The organism is Achromobacter kerstersii (assembly GCF_902859595.1).
In the GTDB taxonomy this organism is placed as follows: domain Bacteria; phylum Pseudomonadota; class Gammaproteobacteria; order Burkholderiales; family Burkholderiaceae_B; genus Achromobacter; species Achromobacter kerstersii.
Window position 1 is genome coordinate 242,203 of sequence record NZ_CADIJQ010000009.1, and the last position, 19,327, is coordinate 261,529.

General features: G+C 61.0%; 19 protein-coding genes and 1 tRNA gene. 8 read left to right on the forward strand and 12 right to left on the reverse strand.

From position 1 onward, the window contains the following. Positions 1 to 195: 195 nt before the first annotated feature. Positions 196 to 618, reverse strand: coding sequence for an Hpt domain-containing protein (locus HV765_RS23970; protein ID WP_175171206.1), 423 nt, complete (start codon positions 616 to 618; stop codon positions 196 to 198). 412 nt (positions 619 to 1,030) lie between these two features. On the opposite strand from HV765_RS23970, the gene HV765_RS23975 reads away from it, so the two are divergent. Then, positions 1,031 to 1,732, forward strand: a complete 702-nt coding sequence (locus HV765_RS23975; RefSeq protein WP_054427796.1) for a response regulator — start codon at positions 1,031 to 1,033, stop codon at positions 1,730 to 1,732. A gap of 13 nt (positions 1,733 to 1,745) precedes the next feature. On the opposite strand, the gene HV765_RS23980 is transcribed toward HV765_RS23975, so the two are convergent. Together HV765_RS23980 and HV765_RS23985 are read right to left on the reverse strand one after the other, a co-directional pair. Next, complete coding sequence (locus HV765_RS23980; RefSeq protein ID WP_217483390.1) at positions 1,746 to 3,341, reverse strand: gamma-glutamyltransferase family protein; 1,596 nt, start codon at positions 3,339 to 3,341, stop codon at positions 1,746 to 1,748. Between the two features lie 25 nt (positions 3,342 to 3,366). Then, positions 3,367 to 4,353 (reverse strand): Bug family tripartite tricarboxylate transporter substrate binding protein, encoded by a 987-nt coding sequence (locus HV765_RS23985; RefSeq protein WP_054427794.1) that lies wholly within the window; start codon positions 4,351 to 4,353, stop codon positions 3,367 to 3,369. 163 nt (positions 4,354 to 4,516) lie between these two features. On the opposite strand from HV765_RS23985, the gene HV765_RS23990 reads away from it, so the two are divergent. Next, on the forward strand, positions 4,517 to 5,173 hold the full coding sequence (locus HV765_RS23990) for a GntR family transcriptional regulator (RefSeq protein ID WP_054427793.1): 657 nt from the start codon (positions 4,517 to 4,519) through the stop codon (positions 5,171 to 5,173). A 54-nt stretch (positions 5,174 to 5,227) separates the two neighbouring features. On the opposite strand, the gene HV765_RS23995 is transcribed toward HV765_RS23990, so the two are convergent. After that, complete coding sequence (locus HV765_RS23995; RefSeq protein WP_175171270.1) at positions 5,228 to 6,130, reverse strand: DMT family transporter; 903 nt, start codon at positions 6,128 to 6,130, stop codon at positions 5,228 to 5,230. Positions 6,131 to 6,274: 144 nt separating this feature from the next. On the opposite strand from HV765_RS23995, the gene HV765_RS24000 reads away from it, so the two are divergent. Both HV765_RS24000 and HV765_RS24005 read left to right on the forward strand, forming a co-directional pair. Beyond that, positions 6,275 to 6,667, forward strand: coding sequence for a hypothetical protein (locus HV765_RS24000; RefSeq protein ID WP_175171207.1), 393 nt, complete (start codon positions 6,275 to 6,277; stop codon positions 6,665 to 6,667). Positions 6,668 to 6,827: 160 nt separating this feature from the next. Beyond that, positions 6,828 to 8,090 (forward strand): MFS transporter, encoded by a 1,263-nt coding sequence (locus tag HV765_RS24005; protein ID WP_054427791.1) that lies wholly within the window; start codon positions 6,828 to 6,830, stop codon positions 8,088 to 8,090. Positions 8,091 to 8,105: 15 nt separating this feature from the next. Here HV765_RS24005 and HV765_RS24010 read toward each other — a convergent pair whose 3' ends face one another. Then, entirely contained in the window at positions 8,106 to 8,978 is an 873-nt protein-coding gene (locus tag HV765_RS24010; RefSeq protein ID WP_175171208.1) for an NAD(P)-dependent oxidoreductase, read from the reverse strand. Positions 8,979 to 9,196: 218 nt separating this feature from the next. On the opposite strand from HV765_RS24010, the gene HV765_RS24015 reads away from it, so the two are divergent. Beyond that, positions 9,197 to 9,625 carry a PaaI family thioesterase gene (locus HV765_RS24015; RefSeq protein WP_175171209.1) on the forward strand — a complete coding sequence of 143 codons (429 nt, stop codon included), beginning with the start codon at positions 9,197 to 9,199 and terminating at the stop codon, positions 9,623 to 9,625. A gap of 62 nt (positions 9,626 to 9,687) precedes the next feature. Here HV765_RS24015 and cls read toward each other — a convergent pair whose 3' ends face one another. Continuing rightward, positions 9,688 to 11,145 (reverse strand): cardiolipin synthase, encoded by a 1,458-nt coding sequence (cls, locus tag HV765_RS24020; protein WP_175171210.1) that lies wholly within the window; start codon positions 11,143 to 11,145, stop codon positions 9,688 to 9,690. Positions 11,146 to 11,352: 207 nt separating this feature from the next. On the opposite strand from cls, the gene HV765_RS24025 reads away from it, so the two are divergent. Continuing rightward, positions 11,353 to 11,428: transfer RNA gene (locus HV765_RS24025), tRNA-His, on the forward strand. 94 nt (positions 11,429 to 11,522) lie between these two features. On the opposite strand, the gene HV765_RS24030 is transcribed toward HV765_RS24025, so the two are convergent. The 6 genes from HV765_RS24030 to HV765_RS24055 all read right to left on the reverse strand — a co-directional run bounded on the left by HV765_RS24030 (position 11,523) and on the right by HV765_RS24055 (position 15,674). Continuing rightward, entirely contained in the window at positions 11,523 to 12,683 is a 1,161-nt protein-coding gene (locus HV765_RS24030; protein WP_175171055.1) for a site-specific integrase, read from the reverse strand. Beyond that, positions 12,589 to 12,855: a DUF4224 domain-containing protein gene (locus HV765_RS32255; RefSeq protein WP_175171211.1), complete on the reverse strand. Its 267-nt coding sequence runs from the start codon at positions 12,853 to 12,855 to the stop codon at positions 12,589 to 12,591. The genes HV765_RS24030 and HV765_RS32255 overlap by 95 nt, the downstream gene beginning before the upstream one ends. Positions 12,856 to 12,888: 33 nt before the next feature. After that, a complete protein-coding gene (locus HV765_RS24040; RefSeq protein ID WP_175171212.1) occupies positions 12,889 to 14,154 on the reverse strand; it encodes a DUF1173 family protein in 1,266 nt (421 codons plus the stop codon). Further along, entirely contained in the window at positions 14,154 to 14,648 is a 495-nt protein-coding gene (locus HV765_RS24045; RefSeq protein ID WP_175171213.1) for a hypothetical protein, read from the reverse strand. The genes HV765_RS24040 and HV765_RS24045 overlap by 1 nt, the downstream gene beginning before the upstream one ends. 269 nt (positions 14,649 to 14,917) lie before the next feature. Further along, positions 14,918 to 15,298 carry a hypothetical protein gene (locus tag HV765_RS24050; RefSeq protein ID WP_175171214.1) on the reverse strand — a complete coding sequence of 127 codons (381 nt, stop codon included), beginning with the start codon at positions 15,296 to 15,298 and terminating at the stop codon, positions 14,918 to 14,920. 22 nt (positions 15,299 to 15,320) lie between these two features. Further along, positions 15,321 to 15,674: a hypothetical protein gene (locus HV765_RS24055; protein ID WP_175171215.1), complete on the reverse strand. Its 354-nt coding sequence runs from the start codon at positions 15,672 to 15,674 to the stop codon at positions 15,321 to 15,323. A gap of 1,639 nt (positions 15,675 to 17,313) precedes the next feature. Here HV765_RS24055 and HV765_RS24060 point away from each other — a divergent pair. Next, positions 17,314 to 18,069 carry a ParA family protein gene (locus tag HV765_RS24060; RefSeq protein WP_254600709.1) on the forward strand — a complete coding sequence of 252 codons (756 nt, stop codon included), beginning with the start codon at positions 17,314 to 17,316 and terminating at the stop codon, positions 18,067 to 18,069. Next, positions 18,066 to 19,262 (forward strand): DUF7673 family protein, encoded by a 1,197-nt coding sequence (locus HV765_RS24065; protein ID WP_175171216.1) that lies wholly within the window; start codon positions 18,066 to 18,068, stop codon positions 19,260 to 19,262. Before HV765_RS24060 ends, HV765_RS24065 begins: the two co-directional genes overlap by 4 nt. The last annotated feature ends 65 nt before the right edge of the window (positions 19,263 to 19,327 follow it).

Sequence of the window (19,327 nt, forward strand, 5' to 3'; positions counted from 1 at the left end):
GGACGCGAAAAATCAGGTCACGCGATGCAAGCGGCCAATATACGGAGCGGGCAGGAATCAAGCCCTATGAAGAGTACGAATTCCGCGGTTGACGATTCCGATTCGTGTCCGAGGTGTGCCCGGGGTTTGTCCGAGCAGGGGCCGAGCTGTGCCCTAGCGGTGTCGGGAACGTGTCCGACACCTGAATCGCGGCGTTCAGGGCGGCGGCCCGTCGGCTTCTTGCGCCATGCGCTCGCAGGACTCGCCGAACTCGCGCATGGCGTCTTCCATGTTATGAACGCAGCGGGTCAGCGTAAAGGGTGAGGCCTTGGAATCAATGCAGGCGGCCCCGAGCGCGGTACAGTGCGCAACGAGTTGCGTGTCGCCCATCATTTGTGCGGCGCCTTTGATGCGGTGCGCCAGTTGGCGCAACGCCAGGCGGTCGCCGTTGTCATGCAGCCGGCGCAACTGCTGCTTGTCGACGTCGTTGGCTTTGACGAATGCGCTGGCCAGCGTGCGGATGCGAGCGGGGTCGGCCGCGGTCAAGTCGCTGATCATGCGCACGCGTTGTTCATGGCGGCGTTCGCGGTCTTCGGGCCGAGGGGGCAGCACAAGCGCCGTCACGTCAGGTGAGGCCATGTTTTGGTCTTGGTCTAGGGCGAGTGCGGTGGGTCTGGAGGGGGAAGTCCCGGCTTCCAATGGGTCTTTTTCTTTCATGGGCCTGGCTAGCGTCCTGAGTGCCGGTACGCGGGATCAGACAATATGCGCCAAAAGAGAGGCGTCGTCTGTGGGATTGGTCTGAGGCGTATTAGGATTACGTCTGACTCATGCGCGGCAACGGTACGAAACTGGCACTTTCGTATTCTTCCTATTTGTTTATTAGGTGTACGGCAGCACTATATCGGTCTATCGCTCTAGTGGTTTGACACCGACGAAGCACCCATGAGTATCATCCGATAAATGAGAAACCTCGTTTTCGCCGATCGTCGACATTGCGCGAGAACGAGAATGTTGCCCGGGGAGTCCCAATGTGGAAGAGGGGAATGCAACAATGTCGTCCCGATATATTCGTGTCATCGTCGCAGACGACCATCCCGCCGTTGCGCTGGGCGTCAGTTATGAATTGGGTCTTGATCCCGCCATCGATGTCATCGGCTGCGCGGAAAATTCCACCGACCTGATTGCGCGGCTGGAAACTCAGCATTGCGACGTAGTGGTTTCCGATTACACCATGCCAGGTGGAAAGTACGGCGACGGCCTGGGCCTGATTGCGCTATTGCGCCGGCGCTATCCTGCCTTGCGCGTGGCGGTGTTGACCATGATCGACAACCCCACGCTGATCCGCGCCTTGCTGGCGTATGAAAATCTGTGCGTGCTCAGCAAGTCGGATTCGACGAGCCACATCATTAATGCGGTGCACGCCATGTACCAGGGCCGCACCTATTATTCGCCCACGATCAAGGACATGATCGTGAATCAGGCGTTTGCATTGGGGCGCGCGCGCCTGACCAAGCGCGAAGCCGAAATCGTGCGGTTGTTTTGCGCCGGCGCCACCGTGACCGAAATATCTCAGATGTCGCATCGCAGCGTGCAGACGGTCAGTTCGCAAAAGCGTAGCGCCATGCGCAAGCTGGGAATCGAACGCGACGCCGACTTGATCAAGTACGGCGCCGACGCGGCGCAAATCCAGGCGGGCGATGGCGGGCTGTCGATGATCCCGCGCATGGACGAGCGCGTCTGGAACCGCGTTTGACCGCCCGGATGGCTTAGAAGCCCACCGCCTGGCCGTCGCGGCGCGAGTCCGACGCCGCCACATAACCACCCTGCGGCAAACGGCAAATCAATTGCGCCGAGCCAAATTCCAGGCTGTCGGCAGGCGCCACGGCCACGTTGTGGCCGCGTGCGCGCAGCGCCTCGACCACATCCGCCGGCAGGTGCGATTCCACATTCACGACCGGGCCCTTTTCCACTCGGAAGCGCGGCGCGTCGCTCATCGCCTGCGGGTTCTGGCCAAACGCGGCCAGCCGCGTGACCATTTGCAGATGGCCTTGCGCCTGCATGGACCCGCCCATCACACCGAACGACATCAGCGGTTCACCGCCACGCGTGACGAACGCGGGGATGATCGTGTGCATGGGTTTCTTGCGCGGCGCGACCTGGTTGGCGTGGCCGGGTGTGAGCACGAAGTTCAGGCCACGGTTGTGCAGGCTGATGCCGGTGTCAGGCACCACGACGCCGGAGCCAAAGCCGTGATAGTTCGATTGAATGAACGACACCATGGTGCCGCTGGCATCGGCCGCGGTCAGGTAGACGGTGCCGCCCGTGGCGGGCGTGCCCGCGGTGGGGACGCTGGCGCGGTCCATGGAAATCAGACGCGCGCGCTCGGCCAGATAGGCGCGGTCGAGCAGGGCGCGGGCATCGGTGCGCATGTGGCGCGGGTCGGCGACGTGATGGTGCAGGTCGGCGAACGCCAGCTTCATGGCTTCGATGCTGACGTGGTAGTAGTCGGCGCTGTCGCGGCCCATGCCTTCCAGGTCGAACTGTTCCAACATGCCCAGCGCCATCAACGCGGAAATGCCCTGGCCGTTTGGCGGGATTTCATGCAGCTCGACATCGCGGAACGATTGCGAGATGGGCGCGACCCATTCCGGGCGGTGCTCGGCCAAGTCCGTGGCGCTGAGCGCGCCGCCCGTCTGGCGGGCGAAGTCGGTGATCTTGCGGGCGAGTTCGCCGCGGTAGAAGCTTTCGCCGCCGGTTTCGGCGATGTCGCGCAGCGTCTTGGCCTGCGCCGGAAAGCGCCACCATTCGCCAGCTTGCGGGGCGCGGCCCTGCGGCAGGAACGCGTCGGCAAAGCCGGGTTCGTGAGCCAGCTTGGGCGCTTGCGTGGCCCATTGGCGCGCAATGGTGGGCGATGCCGCGAAGCCTTCTTCGGCGTAGGCGATGGCGGGTTCGAACAGCTTGGCGAAGGGCAGCTTGCCAAAGCGTTCCGACAAGGCCTTCCAGCCTGCCACTTGGCCCGGCACGGTGACGGTGCCCCAGCCGGTGCCGGGCATGGCGTCGCGGCCGTTGAAGAATTCGGGGGTCCATGCGGCCGGCGCACAGCCGCTGGAGTTCAAGCCATGCAGGCGGCCGTCATGCCAGACAAGCGCGAACATGTCGCCGCCGATCCCGTTCATGACGGGCTCGACAACGGTCAGAGCAATCGCGGTGGCAATGGCGCTATCAACGGCATTGCCACCGGCCAGCAGCATGCGTAGCCCCGCCTGCGCCGCCAGCGGCTGGCTGGTCGCGACCGCGTTGGCGGCCAGGACCGGCATTTTTCGGGAAGCGTACGGAAAAGACCAATCGAAGGAGGAGGACATGGATGCTGGAAACTCGTGAATAGGATTACTGCGGCGTGATGCCGGCTTGATCGATCAACTGCTTGGTGCGCGGAATTTCGGCCTTGATGAAGGCGGCGAATTCTTCGCGGCTGCCGCCACGGGGCTCGGCGCCTGCTTCGGCGAGCTTACCGCGCAATGCCGGGTCGGCCAGCACCTTGTTCACGGCGCGGTTGAGCTTGTCGAGGATCGGGGCCGGCGTGCCTTCAGGCGCGACCAGACCGTACCAAGGGGCGATGTCGTAGCCGGCGTAGCCTTGTTCGGCGATGGTGGGGATGTCCGGCGCCAGCGCCGAGCGCTGCGAGTTGGACATGCCCAGCGCCAGCAACGAACCGCTCTTGACCTGCGGCAGGCCGGTCATGATGGTGTCGAAGTACATGGACACCTGGCCCGACAGCAACGCCGGAATGGCTTCGCCCGCGCCCTTGTACGGCACGTGCAGGATGTCGATGCCGGCAATGGACTTCAGCATTTCACCCGCCATGTGCGAGGTGGTGCCGGTGCCGAACGAGGCATAGGTCAGCTTGCCCGGGTTGGCGCGCGCATAGGCGACCATTTCGGGCAGCGTCTTGAACGGCTGCTGCGGGTTGGCCAGCAGGATGTTGGGCGTGTAGGCCACCATCGACACCAGCGCGAAGGCGTCGGGGTCATAGGCCAGGCGTTTTTGCAGGAAGCGGTTCGTGACCACGGCGGCCGGGCCGCCCATCAACAGCGTGTAGCCGTCGGGCGCCGAACGCGCCACCGAGGCGCTGCCAATGGCGGCCGCCGCGCCCGGACGGGCTTCGACGACGAAAGGCTGGCCCAGTTCAGTCGCCAGCGCGGCGCCCAGCTGGCGCGAGATCAGATCGGTGGCGGAGCCGGCCTGGAAGGGCACGACGATACGCACGGGATGCTGCGGCCAATCGGTGGCCGGGGCGCCAGCTTGCGCACCGGCCTGGGCCGCGAAGGCCACGGCGGCTAGGCCCGCCAGCGTCCGGATAAGACGAAATTTCATGGGTTCCCCTGTTATGAGGGCGCATGACAACGCCCTTCGGAGGGAATTAGACGGGACCGCGCGCCCTCGAACCATTGGTATTTGCATCCATGGATAACTGTATCCAGTTTGTGTTATTTTTGCGTTTATCTATCATTGCGGCTTTCCAAGCCCGGGGACGACGATGCTGCAATTTCAAAAGACAGCGATCAGCGCCGAAGACGAGGCGTATCTGCATCTGCAACGCGAAATCCGGCTGGGCAACTATGCCCCGGGCCAGCGCCTGGTGCCGGATGTTGTCGCCACCGAGATCGGTACCAGCCGCATGCCCGTGCGCGCGGCGTTGCGCCGGTTGGCATCGGAAGGGCTGGTGGAAATTCGCGCGAACCGCAGTGCGGTCGTGCGCGGCTTGAATCAGCAGGAGATGCTGGAAGTGTTCGAGATGCGCTCGGTGCTGGAAGGGCTGGCCATGCGCAACGCCGTCCTGCACATGAACGCCGAGCACATCCGCCGCCTGTCGAACATGCTTGAGCAACTGGACCAGGGCTCGGGCGAGGATCTCGACTGGACCACCGCGCACCGCGAGTTTCACGAATACCTGTGCAGCTTCTGTCAGCAGCCGCGCTTGCTGGGCCAGCTCTCGGAACTGCATTCCGTGGTGGAACCCTATATGCGCTTGTGGGCCGCCCAACCGGGCCGCGTGCTGCGCGTGCGCGAATCGCACCAGGAACTGATCGACGCGTTAAAGACCCGCGACCCCGCGCGCTGCGAGGCCGCCATGCGCCAGCATGTGCTCAATACCGTGCCCGCCTTGCAAGCATTTCTGGAACAGGCGGGCTGATTTCGCCGACGTCGGCTTTGACGTGGGCCGACTTCGATTCAGGCCGACTTCAATTCAGGCCGAGCCGCCCACCGCTTGCTTACCCTTCGCCGCGACGGGTTTCTTTCTGCCGAACTTGATTTCGCTGGCCAGCACGCCGGCCACAATCAGCGCCGCGCCCGCCAGGGCCAGCGCCGGCAAACGGTCACCCGCCAAGCGCCCGACGATGCCGCCCCATACCGGTTCGCCCGCATAAATGACGGTGGCGCGTGTCGGAGACACCGACTTCTGCGCCCAGTTCATGGTCAGCTGGATGATGGCGCTGGCCAGGCCCAGCCCAATCGCGGCGCCCGCCCACAGCCAGGAAAACGCCGGGATCGATTCGCCCATCACCGGCATCAGCGCAAACGACACCAGCCCGGCAGTCAGCAACTGCACGAAGGTCACGCGGCGGCTGTCGACACGCTTGGCGAACAGACCGATCAAAATGATTTCCGCGGCAATGGCGACGGCGCCGGCCAGCGTGGCGACTTCACCGGGGCTGAAACTCAGCGAACCCGCCTCGGGGCCCGCCAACAGGATCAGTCCGGAGAAGGCCAGCGCCACGCCGATCCAGCTCATCAGCCCAGGCGGACGCTTCAGCACCGCCCATTGCAACAGCGGCACAATCGGCACATACAGCGCGGTGATGAAGGCGGACTGGCTGCTGGTGATGGTGCGCAGGCCTTCGGTCTGCAGAAAGTAGCCCAGGAACAGCGCGCAGCCGATGGCGATGCCTGCGCCGACTTCCAGACGGGTGATCCCCGCCATGTGTTTTCTGAACAGCAACAGCGCCATCAAACCCGCAATGGTGAAGCGCAACCCCACGAAGAACAGCGGTCCGCTGTGCTGCATGGCGATATGAATGATGAGGAACGTGCTTCCCCACAGCATGGTGACCAGCACCAGGGCAATTTCCTGGCGGGAAAGGGCGAACATCGACGTCTTGGGGTTCACGATTGAATTCAGCAGCTGCGCAGTTGTGGATCTGGACCGTGGCGCCGGGCGAACAATAGGTGGCCGCACCGATCCTGATGGGTGGCACGAAATGGCCTACGGCATCGGCGGCATATTACGCCTGGAATGGTCGAGCGTCGCTCACACGGGTGGGGCACGGATGACTTCGCGATCTACAGCAGTGCCCAGCCGTATGCCTGCTTCAATGACGGCGAGACGCGCCTGCGCTTCATGCGCAACGTGCTGTGCTTCGTGCGCAACGTGCTGCGCTTCGTGCGCAACGTGCTGTGCTTCGCGCGCAACGTGCTGCGCTTCGTGCGCAACGTGCTGCGCTTCGTGCGCAACGTGCTGCGCCGAAGGGGCCGGCGCGGCGGCCTGCGTGAGTGCCCGGCCCGGCGGCCTGCGAGATCCCTCGGCGCACGGGCCTGCGAGATCGCCTGGCGCGCCGGCTTGGGAGATTGCCCGGAGATCGGACAGTTTTTAATTTCTGGCGGGCGCAAGCTTTATAGCCAGGAGTAATATGACGCGTCCGGACGGCCGATGGCCGCTGGCAAGAACACGCCGATCCACGCCTCGCCCTTCCCACCCGTGTCGATAGCGGAGCCTCTCCGCGCCTTCCCTGCGGTGTCTGTAAGCCTTGGCGCGCAAGCGGCCATAAGAAGACATCGAGGAGAAGGACTTGGACAAGCAAGAGTCGGGCGGCTGGTATTTCGGCTGGAACATCGTCGGCGCCGCCGCGGTACTCACCCTGTTGACGGTTGGCCTGCGCATGGGCATCGGGCCGTTTTTCCTGCCCATGGCGGACGGGCTGGGATTTTCGCGCAGCCTGCTGTCGGGCATCGTCGCGGTGGGCATGCTGTGCTACGGCCTGGCCATGCCGCTGGCGGGGTACCTGGTCAGCACGCGCGGCACGCGCTTCGTGCTGCTGACCGGCACTGCCATCGTCGTGGCGTCTTCGCTATGGACAGTATTCGCGCGCGGCCCCATTGAATTCTTGCTGTCGTTCGGCGTGGCGCTATCAGTCGGCCTGGCCTTCACCAGCCCCGTTGCGCTGACCCCGGTGATCAGCCGCTGGTTCACGCGCCAGCGCGGCATGGCGCTGTTCTTTTTGTCCACGGGTTCAATGGCGGGCATCGCGCTGATGACGCCGACCCTGACGTTCGCCATCGCCGCAGTGGGCTGGAAGGAAACGCTGCTGGCCTTCTCGGTGTTGTTCGCCTTGCTGACGGTGCCCGTCGCGCTCTTCGTGATGCGCGACACCGCACCCGAGCACACCGACCTGCTGCCGCACCAGATCATCGAAGGCAAGTCCGCCGCCAAGCCCGCAGCAAAGGGGCCCGCGCCCAACGTGCGCAATGCCTTGCGCACGCTGCCTTTCTGGCAGGTGGCGCTGGGTCTTTTCGCCTGTGGCTACAGCATGAACCTGCTGGGCACACACGGCATGCCGATGCTGATGGACCACGGCTTTGACGCCACGACGAGCTCGCTGGGTATCGGCTTGATTGGCTTGGTCGCCATCTTCAGCACGCTGGTGCTGGGGCGCATGTCGGACCAGGTCGAACGGCGCAACATCCTGGCCGCCATCTATCTGGTGCGTGGCCTGGGATTCTTCGCGCTGGTCATGGTGGGCGCGCATTGGGAGCTCTACGCCGCGGCCACCATCGGCGGCATCGTGTGGGCGGGCAGCATCGCCTTGTCCTCGGCGATTCTGGCGGACGTTTACGGTATCCGGCTGGTCGGCGTGCTGTACGGGCTGACGTATCTGGGCCACCAGGTCGGCGGCATGATCAGTTCGTGGCTGGGCGGCTGGGCCTTCGACACGTTCCACACGCATTGGGTCGCCTTCGGATCGGCGGGCGTGTTGCTGCTGCTGGCTGCAGCGATTTCGCTGCGGCTGCCGGGCCGCGGATTGGTGCGGGCGCCGGCAGCCGTCAGTCGTTAACGCGTTGCGGGCGCCTTAGCGGTCTTTCAGCAACGACACCAGCTCAGGCACATAGCGGTCACCGCCGCCTTGCGTCACGGCCTGGTCGAACGTGTGCTGCACGGCCGCGCCGATTTCGCGCACGGCGCCGGCTTCGGCCGCCATGGTGTTGTAGTAGGACAGGTCCTTCTGCGCGTTCGACATGAAAAAGCGCAGCGACGACGGGTCCTGTTCCAGCAGATAGGGCTTGATGCGTTCCAGCGCTACGCCGCCACCGCCGCCCTTGCTGAGCACATCGGCGAACACCGCCGGATCAATGTCGGAACGCAGGGCGCACGCCGCCGCTTCGGACAGCAGGGCGACAACACCCAGCGACACGTAGTTGTGCAGCAGCTTCATGCGGTGGCCGGCGCCCACGGGGCCGGCATGCGTGATGTTCTCGGCGAAGCAGGCCAGGATCGGCTTGCACTCTTCGAACAAGGCGGCGTCACCGCCCACCAGCAGATTCAACCGGCCTTCGGCGGCTTCCTTGGGCGTGCGCGTCATCGGCGCGTCCAGGAAGCGGCCGCCGGATTCCGTCACGGCCTGCGCCACCTTCACGGTCGACGACGGGATCGCGGTCGAGCAATCGATGATGACGGTGCCTGCGCGCAGGCCTTCCAGCACGCCGCCTTCGGACAGCAGCACGGCCTCGACTTGCGGGCTGCCCGTCACACACAGAATGATCACATCCGCTTGCGCGGCCAACGCGGCGCCTGTGGTCACGCTGGCTGCGCCCGCGGCCTTCAAGGCATCCAGGGGCTGATTGCCCGGGTGCTCCAGCACGGTCAGGCTATGACCATGCTTTACCAAATTGCTTGCAATGCCGTGGCCCATGAGGCCGATTCCAACCATGCCGACTTTCGCCATCTTCCACTGCTCCTGCCATGTGTAGGTGTTTGTTGTGCCGTAAATCTTACTCTCAGAAGTCGGACGATACGAAGGCCTCAGGGGGGGCGGGCCCCCGCGCCGGGCAAATGACCGCTTCGTTCGCTGTGCGGTCACCTCTTGCAGCCGGGGATGCCCAATGGTTTGCGCTTTGGGGTACTTTCGATCATCCACTATCGGACTTTTCTAATTTCCAGGCCATGACAGATTCCATCCCCGAGGGCTTTGAACGCTGGACCCCCAGCAGCCCCTTCATGACGCACCTGGCGGACTTGGGCGCCTTTTACCGGCGCGATGCAGACGGCGTCATGGCGCTGCGCGTCGGCGAGCCGCATACGAACATGCACGGCATGGCGCATGGCGGCCTGCTCGCCACACTTGCCGACAGCGCGCTGGGCTACACCATCGCGCAACAGGCGCACGTGTCGATCGTAACGGTGCAGATGTCGGTGGAATACCTGAACGCCGTGCAGCCCGGCGACTGGCTCGAAGCGCATGTGCAGGTGGACAAGCAGGGCAAGCGGCTGATCTACGCCACCTGCCTGCTCAAAGCGGACGGCCGGGTGATGTTGAAAGCCAACGCGGTGTTCGCCGTCCGCCACGCGGCCGTGCCGGCGTCCGACGGCTGAGCCGCTGGGCGGCTGTCATCGGCCGCTGCTGGCGAAGGGCAACTCAGCCATCGCTGGCCCCCTTACAGATAGGGCGTCGCCAGCCAGATGATCTTGTTGCGCAGCCGTTTGGCAAACGGCGTCTGCGTCAGCGTTTCCAGCGTCTCGCGCTTGGCGTGCGCGATGCGCCCGTCGATCTGGTCGCCAATCCAGCACGCTACCGTTGGGTCGTAGATCTCGATGTCCAACTCGAAGTTCAGCCGCAAGCTGCGCGGGTCCAGGTTCGACGAACCGGCGTAGGCCCACGCGTCGTCCACCGTCATCAGCTTGGAGTGATCAAACGCGCCCAACGCGCGCCACACGCGGCAGCCCGTGCGCACGACCTGGTCCAGCTGCGCCGACATGGCGTAGTCCACCAGCCGTAAGTTGTTCTTGTCCGGAATGACAATATCGACCACGATGCCGCGCCGCGCTGCGGTGGCCAGCGCCCCAATCAGCGTCTGGTCGGGCAGGAAGTAGGGCGACTGAATGCGGACATGGCGCTGCGCCACCGCCAGCGCACCCAGCAGCATATTGTGCGAACTGCCCAGCGCACGGTCCGGCCCGGACGGCACGCAGCGCACCGGCACGTTGCCCGTGGGCGGCAAGGCGTGCGGATCAAACCAGGGTTTGGCGGGCAGCGATTCGTGCGTGGTGAAGTTCCAGTCATGCGCAAACACCGACATCAGCTGCGTCACGATCGGCCCTTCCACCCGAAAGTGCGTGTCGCGGTTGGTGGCATCCCCCGACAACGCGCTGACAAAGGCCGCCCGCACGTTCATGCCGCCGGTGAAACCCACGCGCCCATCGATCACCAGCACCTTGCGGTGGCTACGCAGATTGGCATACGGCATGCGCAGCACGCCCAGCGGATTCGTCATGAAGCGCGCCACGGGCACACCGCCGCGCGCGAGCATGCGCACGATGGGCGGGCGCGAATACTTGGAACCAATGGCGTCAATCAACACCCGCACCTGTACGCCGCGCGCGTGCGCTTCGATCAGCGCCTCTGCCAGTTCACGGCCGATGGCATCGTTGTCGAAGATGTAGCTTTGCATCGCGATGGCATGACGCGCATCGCGAATGGCCTTCAGCATGGCCGGATAGGTTTCATCCCCCCCCGCCAGCGGCTGCACGGCATTGCCGCCCAGCAAACGGAACCGGCTGACCCGGTCGCCCAGCACCTTCAGCGACGCGAACTGCGGCCCCGAGATCGGCGCAACATCCACGGGCCGCGTTTCAACTTGCTCGGCATCCACCACCATGGCTTCATCGCGCAGCTGCGATACGCGTGTCTTGCGGATACGGTTGATCCCCGCCACAAAATAAAACAGCGCGCCAAACAGCGGCGAGAACAACGCGACCCCCACCCAGCCGATGGCGGCGCGCACATCCTGCTTGGTCATCGCGGCATGCACCGCCGCGCCCGACCCCGCCACGATGCTGATGGCGAACACGATATGAGGCCAGTAATCGATCAAAAATGCGTGTAGGCGATCCATAGCGATGGCAAAAAAGCCGGCCTCCAAAGGTGAGCCAAGCGGAAGGATAGCAAGCTGGCGAAGTCAGGCAAGCAAAATTAGGGGCAGGGCTTTTGACAGGTCAAAAAAATGTGCTATAGTTCGGCCTCTTCGTTGTTGAGCTTCTTCCTGAAGCGCGGCGGTGAAGAAGAAAGCAGTACGAAAGTACCGCTTGAAGCAGTACCAGAGGTGGCTGTAGCTCAGTTGGTAGAGTCCTGGATTGTGATTCCAGTTGTCGTGGGTTCGAGCCCCATCAGCCACCCCAAAGAATTAAAAGAAATCAGGCACTTACGCGAAAGCTAAGTGCCTTTTTTCATTTCACGATGTGAATTTTTAAATAGAAATTCGAAGTTTTAAATTCACTCCGTTGCTGCGGCACTTTTCACCAGTCGGCGATCATAGTGCTTGTGCGTCGTTGATGGGTTCGCGTGACCGGCGAAGTCGTATGCGTCTTTGGCCTGCATCTCCAACTTTCGGGAAACTGCTGCCGGGCGAATATCAAGCAGTGAGAAGTAGAGCGGATGATCCGTGACGAGGTCAGTTTCGTTCACAGATTGGTCCTGAGCTCTGATCCAAGCGTTCATGGCGTCTTGCCAAGAAGATCCCCATCCTGACCTTGAATAGCAAGCGCCCCGGCGGGTTGCAGCGAACAGGTATTTGCTAGCGATCTTGTCCTCTCGCTGTAGGGCGCGTTCGACTACACAACGCAATCGTCGAGACCAGTATCGCCGCTTTACTGAGGCTGCTTCACCTTTTTTCCGTTTTGCGGAGACGACGATAACGCCATCACGTTGGAGGCCGTCTTTTGTGAACGGACGCACTTCGGCGGCACGAAACCCAGTGAGATACGTGAACATCGCCGCGCAGCCCAGCGTTCGATAGTTCTGGCGCTGTTTGAGAGACCAAAGGTAGAACCTCAAAACTTGCCGTCGACTGACCACGCGGACTTTCGTGTCCGTCTTGTTGAGCATCATTCCCGTGAACGGGTTGTCTTCCATCAAGTCCCAACGCACCCCATAGTGGCAAATCGTTGCTAGCTGCGAGAGCTCCTTGTTTGCGCGAGCGGGCGCACCTGCTTCGGCCCGCGCTTGCAGATATTGATAGCCGTGTTGTTTGCGTAGAGTCCTTGGCCCCATTCTTCCAAAAAAGGCAGACAGATTTTCGTAAGCGGCGAGCCTCAGTGCCTTCCCGTGCGGACTTTGATCTGCATAGTGCGTTGAATCGATCTCATCGCGGAACTTCTCGATCATTTCGGCAACGGAGCCAGCAATGACTGCACCATCGCGGATTTCTAAGGCCCGTCGCATAGCTGTGCGACGGGCCTGTTCAATAGCCGCTTTATCGCCGAGTGATGCCCTGCCCAGAGTTTCGCCCCTGCCGTCGGGGTGAATGTAATAGAACGACACGACGTTCGTGCCGACGCGTTTATAGAGTCGCGCCACTCCTGTGGGTTCTCGCTGGCCGCCGGAACGCGTCGACGTTCGGGCTCGCTTCGAGGCGGGCTTTTGTTCTTTGCTCATCAACAAGACCTAGCTTTCTGTTTCTGTATTCGCGAAGCACGCGCGGTAGACCGTTCATAGTCACGACGTAGCTCCAACGGTTAGCGGTGAGCCAATTTGCCATAGCGGCTCGTTGGTTCGCCTTGCAGCCGACAAGTTCGGCGAGCTCTGATGCTGTCAGATATTCGCTCACGACGTGAATCTCCGTGGTTCAGCGTTGATGTGTTCATGAGGGGAAACTCGGAACTGGATCTCCGGCTCCGGCGTTCCAGGACCACCAACCATCTTGCCCGTACCTGTCATCGTAAAGAGCTGTTTTTCCTGCCTTTCGAGATTGGTACTCGGGCGTGCTCATACCCCAAACCTCCAAAGGCGTGGGCGTGTCAGTATCGCGTAGCCAGAAGTCGGGGAAAACGGCGTCCTCGCCAGCATCAAACCGCAGCGGTTTTTCGAACCGACGCTTTTCGGCCACGAGCTTTTCAGCGACTAGAGCCTCGTAGCCTGAATCGACTGGTATCCAGTCGCGCGTTGTCTGCATCAGGGCGATATCGACAACCTGCGCGCGCATGCTGCCGCCAGAGGACTTGGGTGGGTCAGTTTGTACGACAGCGATGACGGCATTCCCAGCCCGCCAAGAGTCGATTTCTCGGGCGAAGCGGCGCTCCAACGGTTCCCAGACGTTCTCATCGAGGGTCAGGTACGGGATTCCATGAAACCCCGCGATAGGCAGTGTGGCGCTGCCGTCCATTCCTTCTTGGTGCTGTGCGAGGGGGGCAATCACAACCAAACGCCGTCGTTGAGTCACCGCCTCCAGGGCCTTGGCCTTGTTGTGTCCCGCTTGCTGCCCGCTTGCGGTCGGCGTGGAGATTAGGAGGTTTTGAGCCAGTCGGACACGCCCCGCATAGGTAGTCATGGCCGAGCGCATCAAGTGGTAATGCACCACACCAAGATTGCGCTTTCCTTCCATGCCTGGCGACCATGCGTGCAGGCCTGCTTGTGTCCAGAGAAAATGCAGGAGGCCGAGCAACGTCATGCTGGCTTGACCGGTTCGCGGGCGCGTCGCAGGCATCGACGGTGCGGTGGCGGACGAGGCGTCACCTTCTTCTGGGGCGGACGTCGCACGCTGTTGAAGCCCGACCTTCAGCTTAATCTTGACCGCGCCGTCGTCGAGTTCCTGGACCACTCCGCGCCGGTATGAACCAAGACCGGACATGCTCGGATCTACACCGTAATAGACGCAGTCTTCGCTGTGCTCCGACCCTGTCTCGGGAAAGCGGGCAAGGTGGAACCGATCAGAGTTGGAACGGCTGTGGATCGACAAGCGCCGTTCGCCCGATCCAGGGCAAGTGCACCTCACGTCTGCCTTGCCATGCGCCATCAACAGTACGCGTTTCCAGCCGTCCTTGAACTGATCAGCCGTTTGAAACTCCGACGAGTACGGTCGGGTCATTCCGGCTAGCGTGACCTCCACGGTATATATCATTCGATCCATCAGTGGTCTCCGAACTCGATCACCGCGTGCACGAAAAGGACGGGAATCCCTATGGCGATGGAGCCGTGCATAACAGCCGCGGCGATCTGTTGATAGATGTTCAGTCCGCTGAAAGAGCCGTACGAAACGTACAGGGCGACGTTAGCGACAAGGAAAATCACCAGGCCCGCTATCAGCGTGGCGTCAAGCCAGAACAAGAACGCTGCCTTACGCTTTGATGCGCCAGGCTCTATCGGGGCCTCTCTTTCCCTCATGCCATAACTGACCAACCCGGCCCAAGTAGCGCATGCGACGCAGATTAGTCCCACGGAGACAGCTCCCCAGAACCGTCCGCCCAGGGACACCAGCCACAGAACAGTTGCCCATTCTTGAATTAGCTTTCCAACCGTGGCCAGCACCACGACGATCAAGACCAGCCCAATTGCGACCTTTATCGCGGACGAAGCCATTAACGTGCTGTTTGGATTTCGATGAGTGTGCTGTTTTTTGTGCAAGATGTACTCCATTTTTCAGACGGCCAGCCTTTCCCGATGGAGGAGAGTCGTAGCCGACGAAGACAATGATTGGCTGACCCCTTTTGCTACTTTCGCTCGATCGCACAAAATGTGCTGCTTACGTAGGGCTGCTCGTAGCAATCTTCGTTGGTGGAGGAGTAAAACTCGTATAACGCATAGCCCGCAGCGAGGATCACGGATACGACTCCCCAGATAATCATGTGCTTTTTCATTGAATTTCCGTATGAAGGAAGCCCCGCTTGACGGACTCACGTCGAGCGCGAGCGGCACCATTGGCACCAGAACAGGATGCCCCTCGTCAGCATGGAGCTGGCTCTTGTCAGGATGGAGATGCAGACCGATATCGAGATAGCGGTCGAAGAGAGCGCCAACATCCCGAGGATGCCGTTGCTAATGAACAGCGCGTCTGAGCTGCTACCAGTTGGGTCAATCTTCAGCCCGGCCAACACGACGACTGCCCCGGTGAGCGGGGCCAGCGCCGGTTGCTGCATCACCCAGGCGTAGATTTCCTGGCCGTGCAAGGCGGTTATGGCAAAGGCGCCAAGGCTTACTGTCACGACGAATATGCCGAGCAGTAGGTAAATCTGTATGAAAAGGCCGGCTGCTAGGCCACGGATAAATTTATGCACGTTCCCCTCCCAATGCGAGGTGTCAAGTCAGCGACGTCCCTAGCTTTGATAGTTCGGAAGCGCGGACGTAGACAGCCTTCTTTCCGCCGCGCAATCCGGCGACCGTTGACATCAACGCAAGGGCAATTAGAAGTTGCGCATCCAGCAGGATGGCCATGAATGCTTCTTGAAAAGCGTCTACGGTAGGAACATCGTGGCTGTGGGCATGCCAGATAGCTGTGCCGAGAATCGTCAGGGCCACAAAAGCAAGAAAATGCGCGGTGGCATTCCTCGCTAAGGCCTTCAACCATCGCTGGTTGGTTGCGCGGCTCCCATCAGCCTGACTACAAAATTGATACTTGCTGTTGAAGTCACGCTTTCTTTGAAGAGCGTTCATTTGGATAGACCTCCGTGAGATGGAGAAATGTGCCATCCGGATCGGAGCGCTCGAATTCCGTGGTGTTTAGCAGCTAAACACCGGGAAAAATTCTGATGAACGCCGATTCGGATGCCGCCGCCGAGATACCACAACGTTGGCGGCTTCCTGCCGACTTGCACGGCGCAGGCAAGTTGAGACCCTGCCAGGTGTTCGCCCAACACGTTATTCGCCACGTGGGGCATGTCTTACTTAGGCGCTCGTTTGAAAGCCCGACCACGCAGTAGCGTTCAGTCGGTTCACTTCAGCAGGGATGGAAAGCAACTCCATTCACTGCACGAGATCAATGCGCCCGCCAGGCTCTGCACCTGGCCGGATTTGTACGTCAGCATGGTTGCTAACGAGCTTCACGGGCCTCGTCTGGCGCATTGATTCTTGCCGCTTCTTTAATGCCCGGGGCCAAGCTTTCGCTCGCGGCAATCTCCCCTACCGCAGCGCTCCATGAGCCGCTGCGAGGCGTTTACTTGTTTCGTCGTGTTAAAGAGCGTTGAGAAATGACTGTACTCTTTAGTACATATTTGGTCAATACCTTTTAGTACATATTTCGAAAGCTCTCCATTACAGGAGAATTTTTCATCATTTGATACACTGGGAAACAAAGCTGACACACATCGCGACTGTCCCTAGCAAGCGGGAAGTCTTAGCCGCCAGTCGAGGGCGCGGACCATACCAATCGCAGGTGCAAGCGTTTGGCGGACGAGGTTGCCCGACCGACGCTGCAAGCTTGGGTTCTTAGACGGGGATTAGGCCGTTCTTTTTTTCTGAATAGCGCCCGCAATGAACTCCGACACTCGAACATCTAGTTCGTGTCGCTTCTCGGGGCTGAGATGTATGAAATCATCGTATGACGCCAACCGAAAGGGCCATTCGGTGTGAGGTAACGCTGTTGCTCGGCTGGGCGACGGGGCAGCGGGCCTGCCTTCCGCCTTCATCACGCCTTCTAGATAGCGCAGCGGCATCCCCACGGTCGCTTCTAGGTTCCTGGCACGCCGAGAGCCAAAGCTCTTTGTCCGCAGCAACTGGGAAATTTCGCTCTCATTGAGATTGTGAGCGATGCAAAACGCGCGCGTGTTTGCATGGTGCGCAGTAATCCACGCACGTAACTGGTCCCGGCGGACCTGCATCTCCTGCGCAGCGGCGTCCATGGGCCGGATTCTGCATGACGGGACAGCGCTTTACCAAAAAGTACAAGACATATGTACTAAAAAAATGTACTATTTAGTACATATGAATGCCGCTAAACGATACCCCCGCATTGAACCCCTGATCAAGTGGCTGAAGGTAACGCCTGTCGCCGAGGCTCGCGCGCAGTGCCTTGCTCAGCACACCACGTGGGAATACCTACGCCAAATCGCATATGGCTACAAACTCGTCGGCCCTCGCCGAGGCGTGGCCATCGAACGGGCTACGGGAGTTCCTCGTCGCGAGTTGCGTCCTCATGATTATTGGCTTGCCTGGCCTGATCTCCCCGAGCCCTCGGACCAAGAACACACGGGCGAAGCCGAGTTGAAGCGGTTTCCCTAATTCAATGTTTAGCGGCTAAACACATTGCCGCTTTAGCCGCTAAACGCCCGCACCTCAATGCAAAAGAGGAATGCTTATGGAAATGAAAATTCTCGCGGTCGCACAAGGAAAGGGCGGTGTTGGCAAGACCACGACCGCAGTCAACACCTCATTTGAAGCAGCCGAAGCAGGAGCTAGGGTCTTAGTTGTCGACTTGGATTCTGGCGACCTCTCCAAAACCATGGCTCGGTTCAAGCTGGAAATCGCTGCAAGCGCGCTCTTTCTCGACAGTCCGCCGGTAGTGCCTACTCACGAATCGAGCATCTCCTTGATCGCCGCAGATCAGCTGCTGGCAAATTTGATCTACATGCCGCTTGAAACCGCGCTGAGGAATTTCCGGGTAAATCTGTCGGCGTTCGCCGAAAAGGGTTATGACCTCTGCGTGATTGATACCGCGCCGGGCGTAAGTATCGCCTTGGCAGCAGCGCTTCACGCTGCCGATGCGGTCATATCCCCTGTGGAGATGGAGGAGTACAGCATCGAAGGGATCAAGAAGATGATGCGCGTGATACTCAATGCTCGGCAGCGCAATCCTAAGCTGCAATTTCTTGGGCTACTTCCTAGCATGGTGGATCGGCGGAATCCGCGCCAGGTCCGACATTTGGCAGAAGTCCGTGCCGCCCACGAGAAGCTGCTTGCTCCCGTCACCATCGGTCTACGCACGAGCGTCGCTGAGGCACAGTCTATTGGCGAACCCGTCTGGAAATCCAAGAAGACCACCGCGCGTGCGGCGGGCGCCGAAATGCGCGCCCTGGGCCAGTACATCCGCACCAAGATGGGAGTAAAGGCATGATGGATCTGAAAGGACTGGGTGACTTGGCATCGATGCTGGACGACCCGAAGCAGGAGGGCGGCTTCAAGATGTACGACGTCGCCCGAATCCATCTCGATGCGCGGAACGTTCGTCGCGCCGGCAATCCGGGGCTCACGAAGGAGAGTATCGCGGAGATGGCCTCGACTATTCGGGAAAGAGTTGCGGCAGGGAAAAGAGGGGTGCTGTGCCCCATTTCATTGCGCCCTCACCCGACCATCCCGGGCGACTTCATAATTAATCATGGACACCGCCGCTACCTGGGTACGCGCGAGGTCGGTCTCGACCAGATTCCCGCACACGAAGATCCTGATTTCGACGACTTCGACCAGGTGACGGAGAACCTCCATCACGAGGGCCTGACCGGGCGTGAAATGGCGGACTTCATCGGTGGGAAGCTTGCGGAAGGCATGACCCAGTCGGATGTCGCACTCAAGATGGGGAAGTCCAAGGCATGGGTCAGCATGCACGTCGCAATGCTCAACCTTCCAGAGCCGGTTGCGGAGGCGGTCGCGAATGGGCAGATCACCGACGTCACTGTTGCCAAAGAACTCGTGATTGCATATCGGGAAGACCCGCAAGCAGTCGAAAATCTCCTCAACGCTGCGGAGCAGAAGCCCACCCGCGCGGCCGTAAAAGCTATTCGGCAAAGCACCAAGGCGAAGGGCCATCCGGCCGTCCCCAAGGCTCATACGCAATCCGAAGATTGCGTTGAAGATCGGCAAGAGGGGCAGGCGGTAGAACAGGGCGCGACGATCACTTTTGTGGCCGACACGACCGGTATCCGCTTTCAGCGTGAAGTCCCCAGCGAGGCGAAGGCCGAATTTCAACGCCGCAGGGACATGCTCGAACAGGAGCGACAAGACGGTGCCAATCCAGCGCTGCGCCAGGCCGGTATGGCCGCCTTGAATCGTCTGATTGAAATTGCCAGGCGTGAGACCGGACAGAGCTCACGTGTTGCCAACTTTCTGCTTGCTTGGTGGAACGCGACGAGCTGCGGCGGCTTCGACTTAGCTGATCTGTGGAGCGTGGACAAAGAAATCTACGACGACATGTCGTCAGTGATCGCCCTCGTCCGGCGCAGCCGATCCTATCCGGACACGCTCACTACCCCCGTTCACGAGGCGTTCAAAGAACTAGTAAAGATCTGGAGGCCCCAGCTCGTTAACGAATGACATGGCCCCTGGATGTTTAGCGGCTAAACACGCAGCTTTTGAGGCAAGCTCAGGAGCCCGCAACG

Excerpts from the sequence above, each read along its gene's own strand:
- HV765_RS23975 (WP_054427796.1), top strand. The coding sequence starts at position 1,031 with ATGTCGTCCCGATATATTCGTGTCATCGTCGCAGACGACCATCCCGCC.
- HV765_RS24000 (WP_175171207.1), top strand. The coding sequence starts at position 6,275 with ATGGTCGAGCGTCGCTCACACGGGTGGGGCACGGATGACTTCGCGATC.
- HV765_RS23970 (WP_175171206.1), bottom strand. The coding sequence starts at position 618 with ATGGCCTCACCTGACGTGACGGCGCTTGTGCTGCCCCCTCGGCCCGAA.
- HV765_RS23990 (WP_054427793.1), top strand. The coding sequence starts at position 4,517 with ATGCTGCAATTTCAAAAGACAGCGATCAGCGCCGAAGACGAGGCGTAT.
- HV765_RS23980 (WP_217483390.1), bottom strand. The coding sequence starts at position 3,341 with ATGTCCTCCTCCTTCGATTGGTCTTTTCCGTACGCTTCCCGAAAAATG.
- HV765_RS24040 (WP_175171212.1), bottom strand. The coding sequence starts at position 14,154 with ATGGATCGAATGATATATACCGTGGAGGTCACGCTAGCCGGAATGACC.
- HV765_RS24015 (WP_175171209.1), top strand. The coding sequence starts at position 9,197 with ATGACAGATTCCATCCCCGAGGGCTTTGAACGCTGGACCCCCAGCAGC.
- HV765_RS23985 (WP_054427794.1), bottom strand. The coding sequence starts at position 4,353 with ATGAAATTTCGTCTTATCCGGACGCTGGCGGGCCTAGCCGCCGTGGCC.
- HV765_RS24030 (WP_175171055.1), bottom strand. The coding sequence starts at position 12,683 with ATGAGCAAAGAACAAAAGCCCGCCTCGAAGCGAGCCCGAACGTCGACG.
- HV765_RS24010 (WP_175171208.1), bottom strand. The coding sequence starts at position 8,978 with ATGGCGAAAGTCGGCATGGTTGGAATCGGCCTCATGGGCCACGGCATT.
- cls (WP_175171210.1), bottom strand. The coding sequence starts at position 11,145 with ATGGATCGCCTACACGCATTTTTGATCGATTACTGGCCTCATATCGTG.
- HV765_RS24060 (WP_254600709.1), top strand. The coding sequence starts at position 17,314 with ATGGAAATGAAAATTCTCGCGGTCGCACAAGGAAAGGGCGGTGTTGGC.
- HV765_RS24055 (WP_175171215.1), bottom strand. The coding sequence starts at position 15,674 with ATGAACGCTCTTCAAAGAAAGCGTGACTTCAACAGCAAGTATCAATTT.
- HV765_RS23995 (WP_175171270.1), bottom strand. The coding sequence starts at position 6,130 with ATGTTCGCCCTTTCCCGCCAGGAAATTGCCCTGGTGCTGGTCACCATG.
- HV765_RS24065 (WP_175171216.1), top strand. The coding sequence starts at position 18,066 with ATGATGGATCTGAAAGGACTGGGTGACTTGGCATCGATGCTGGACGAC.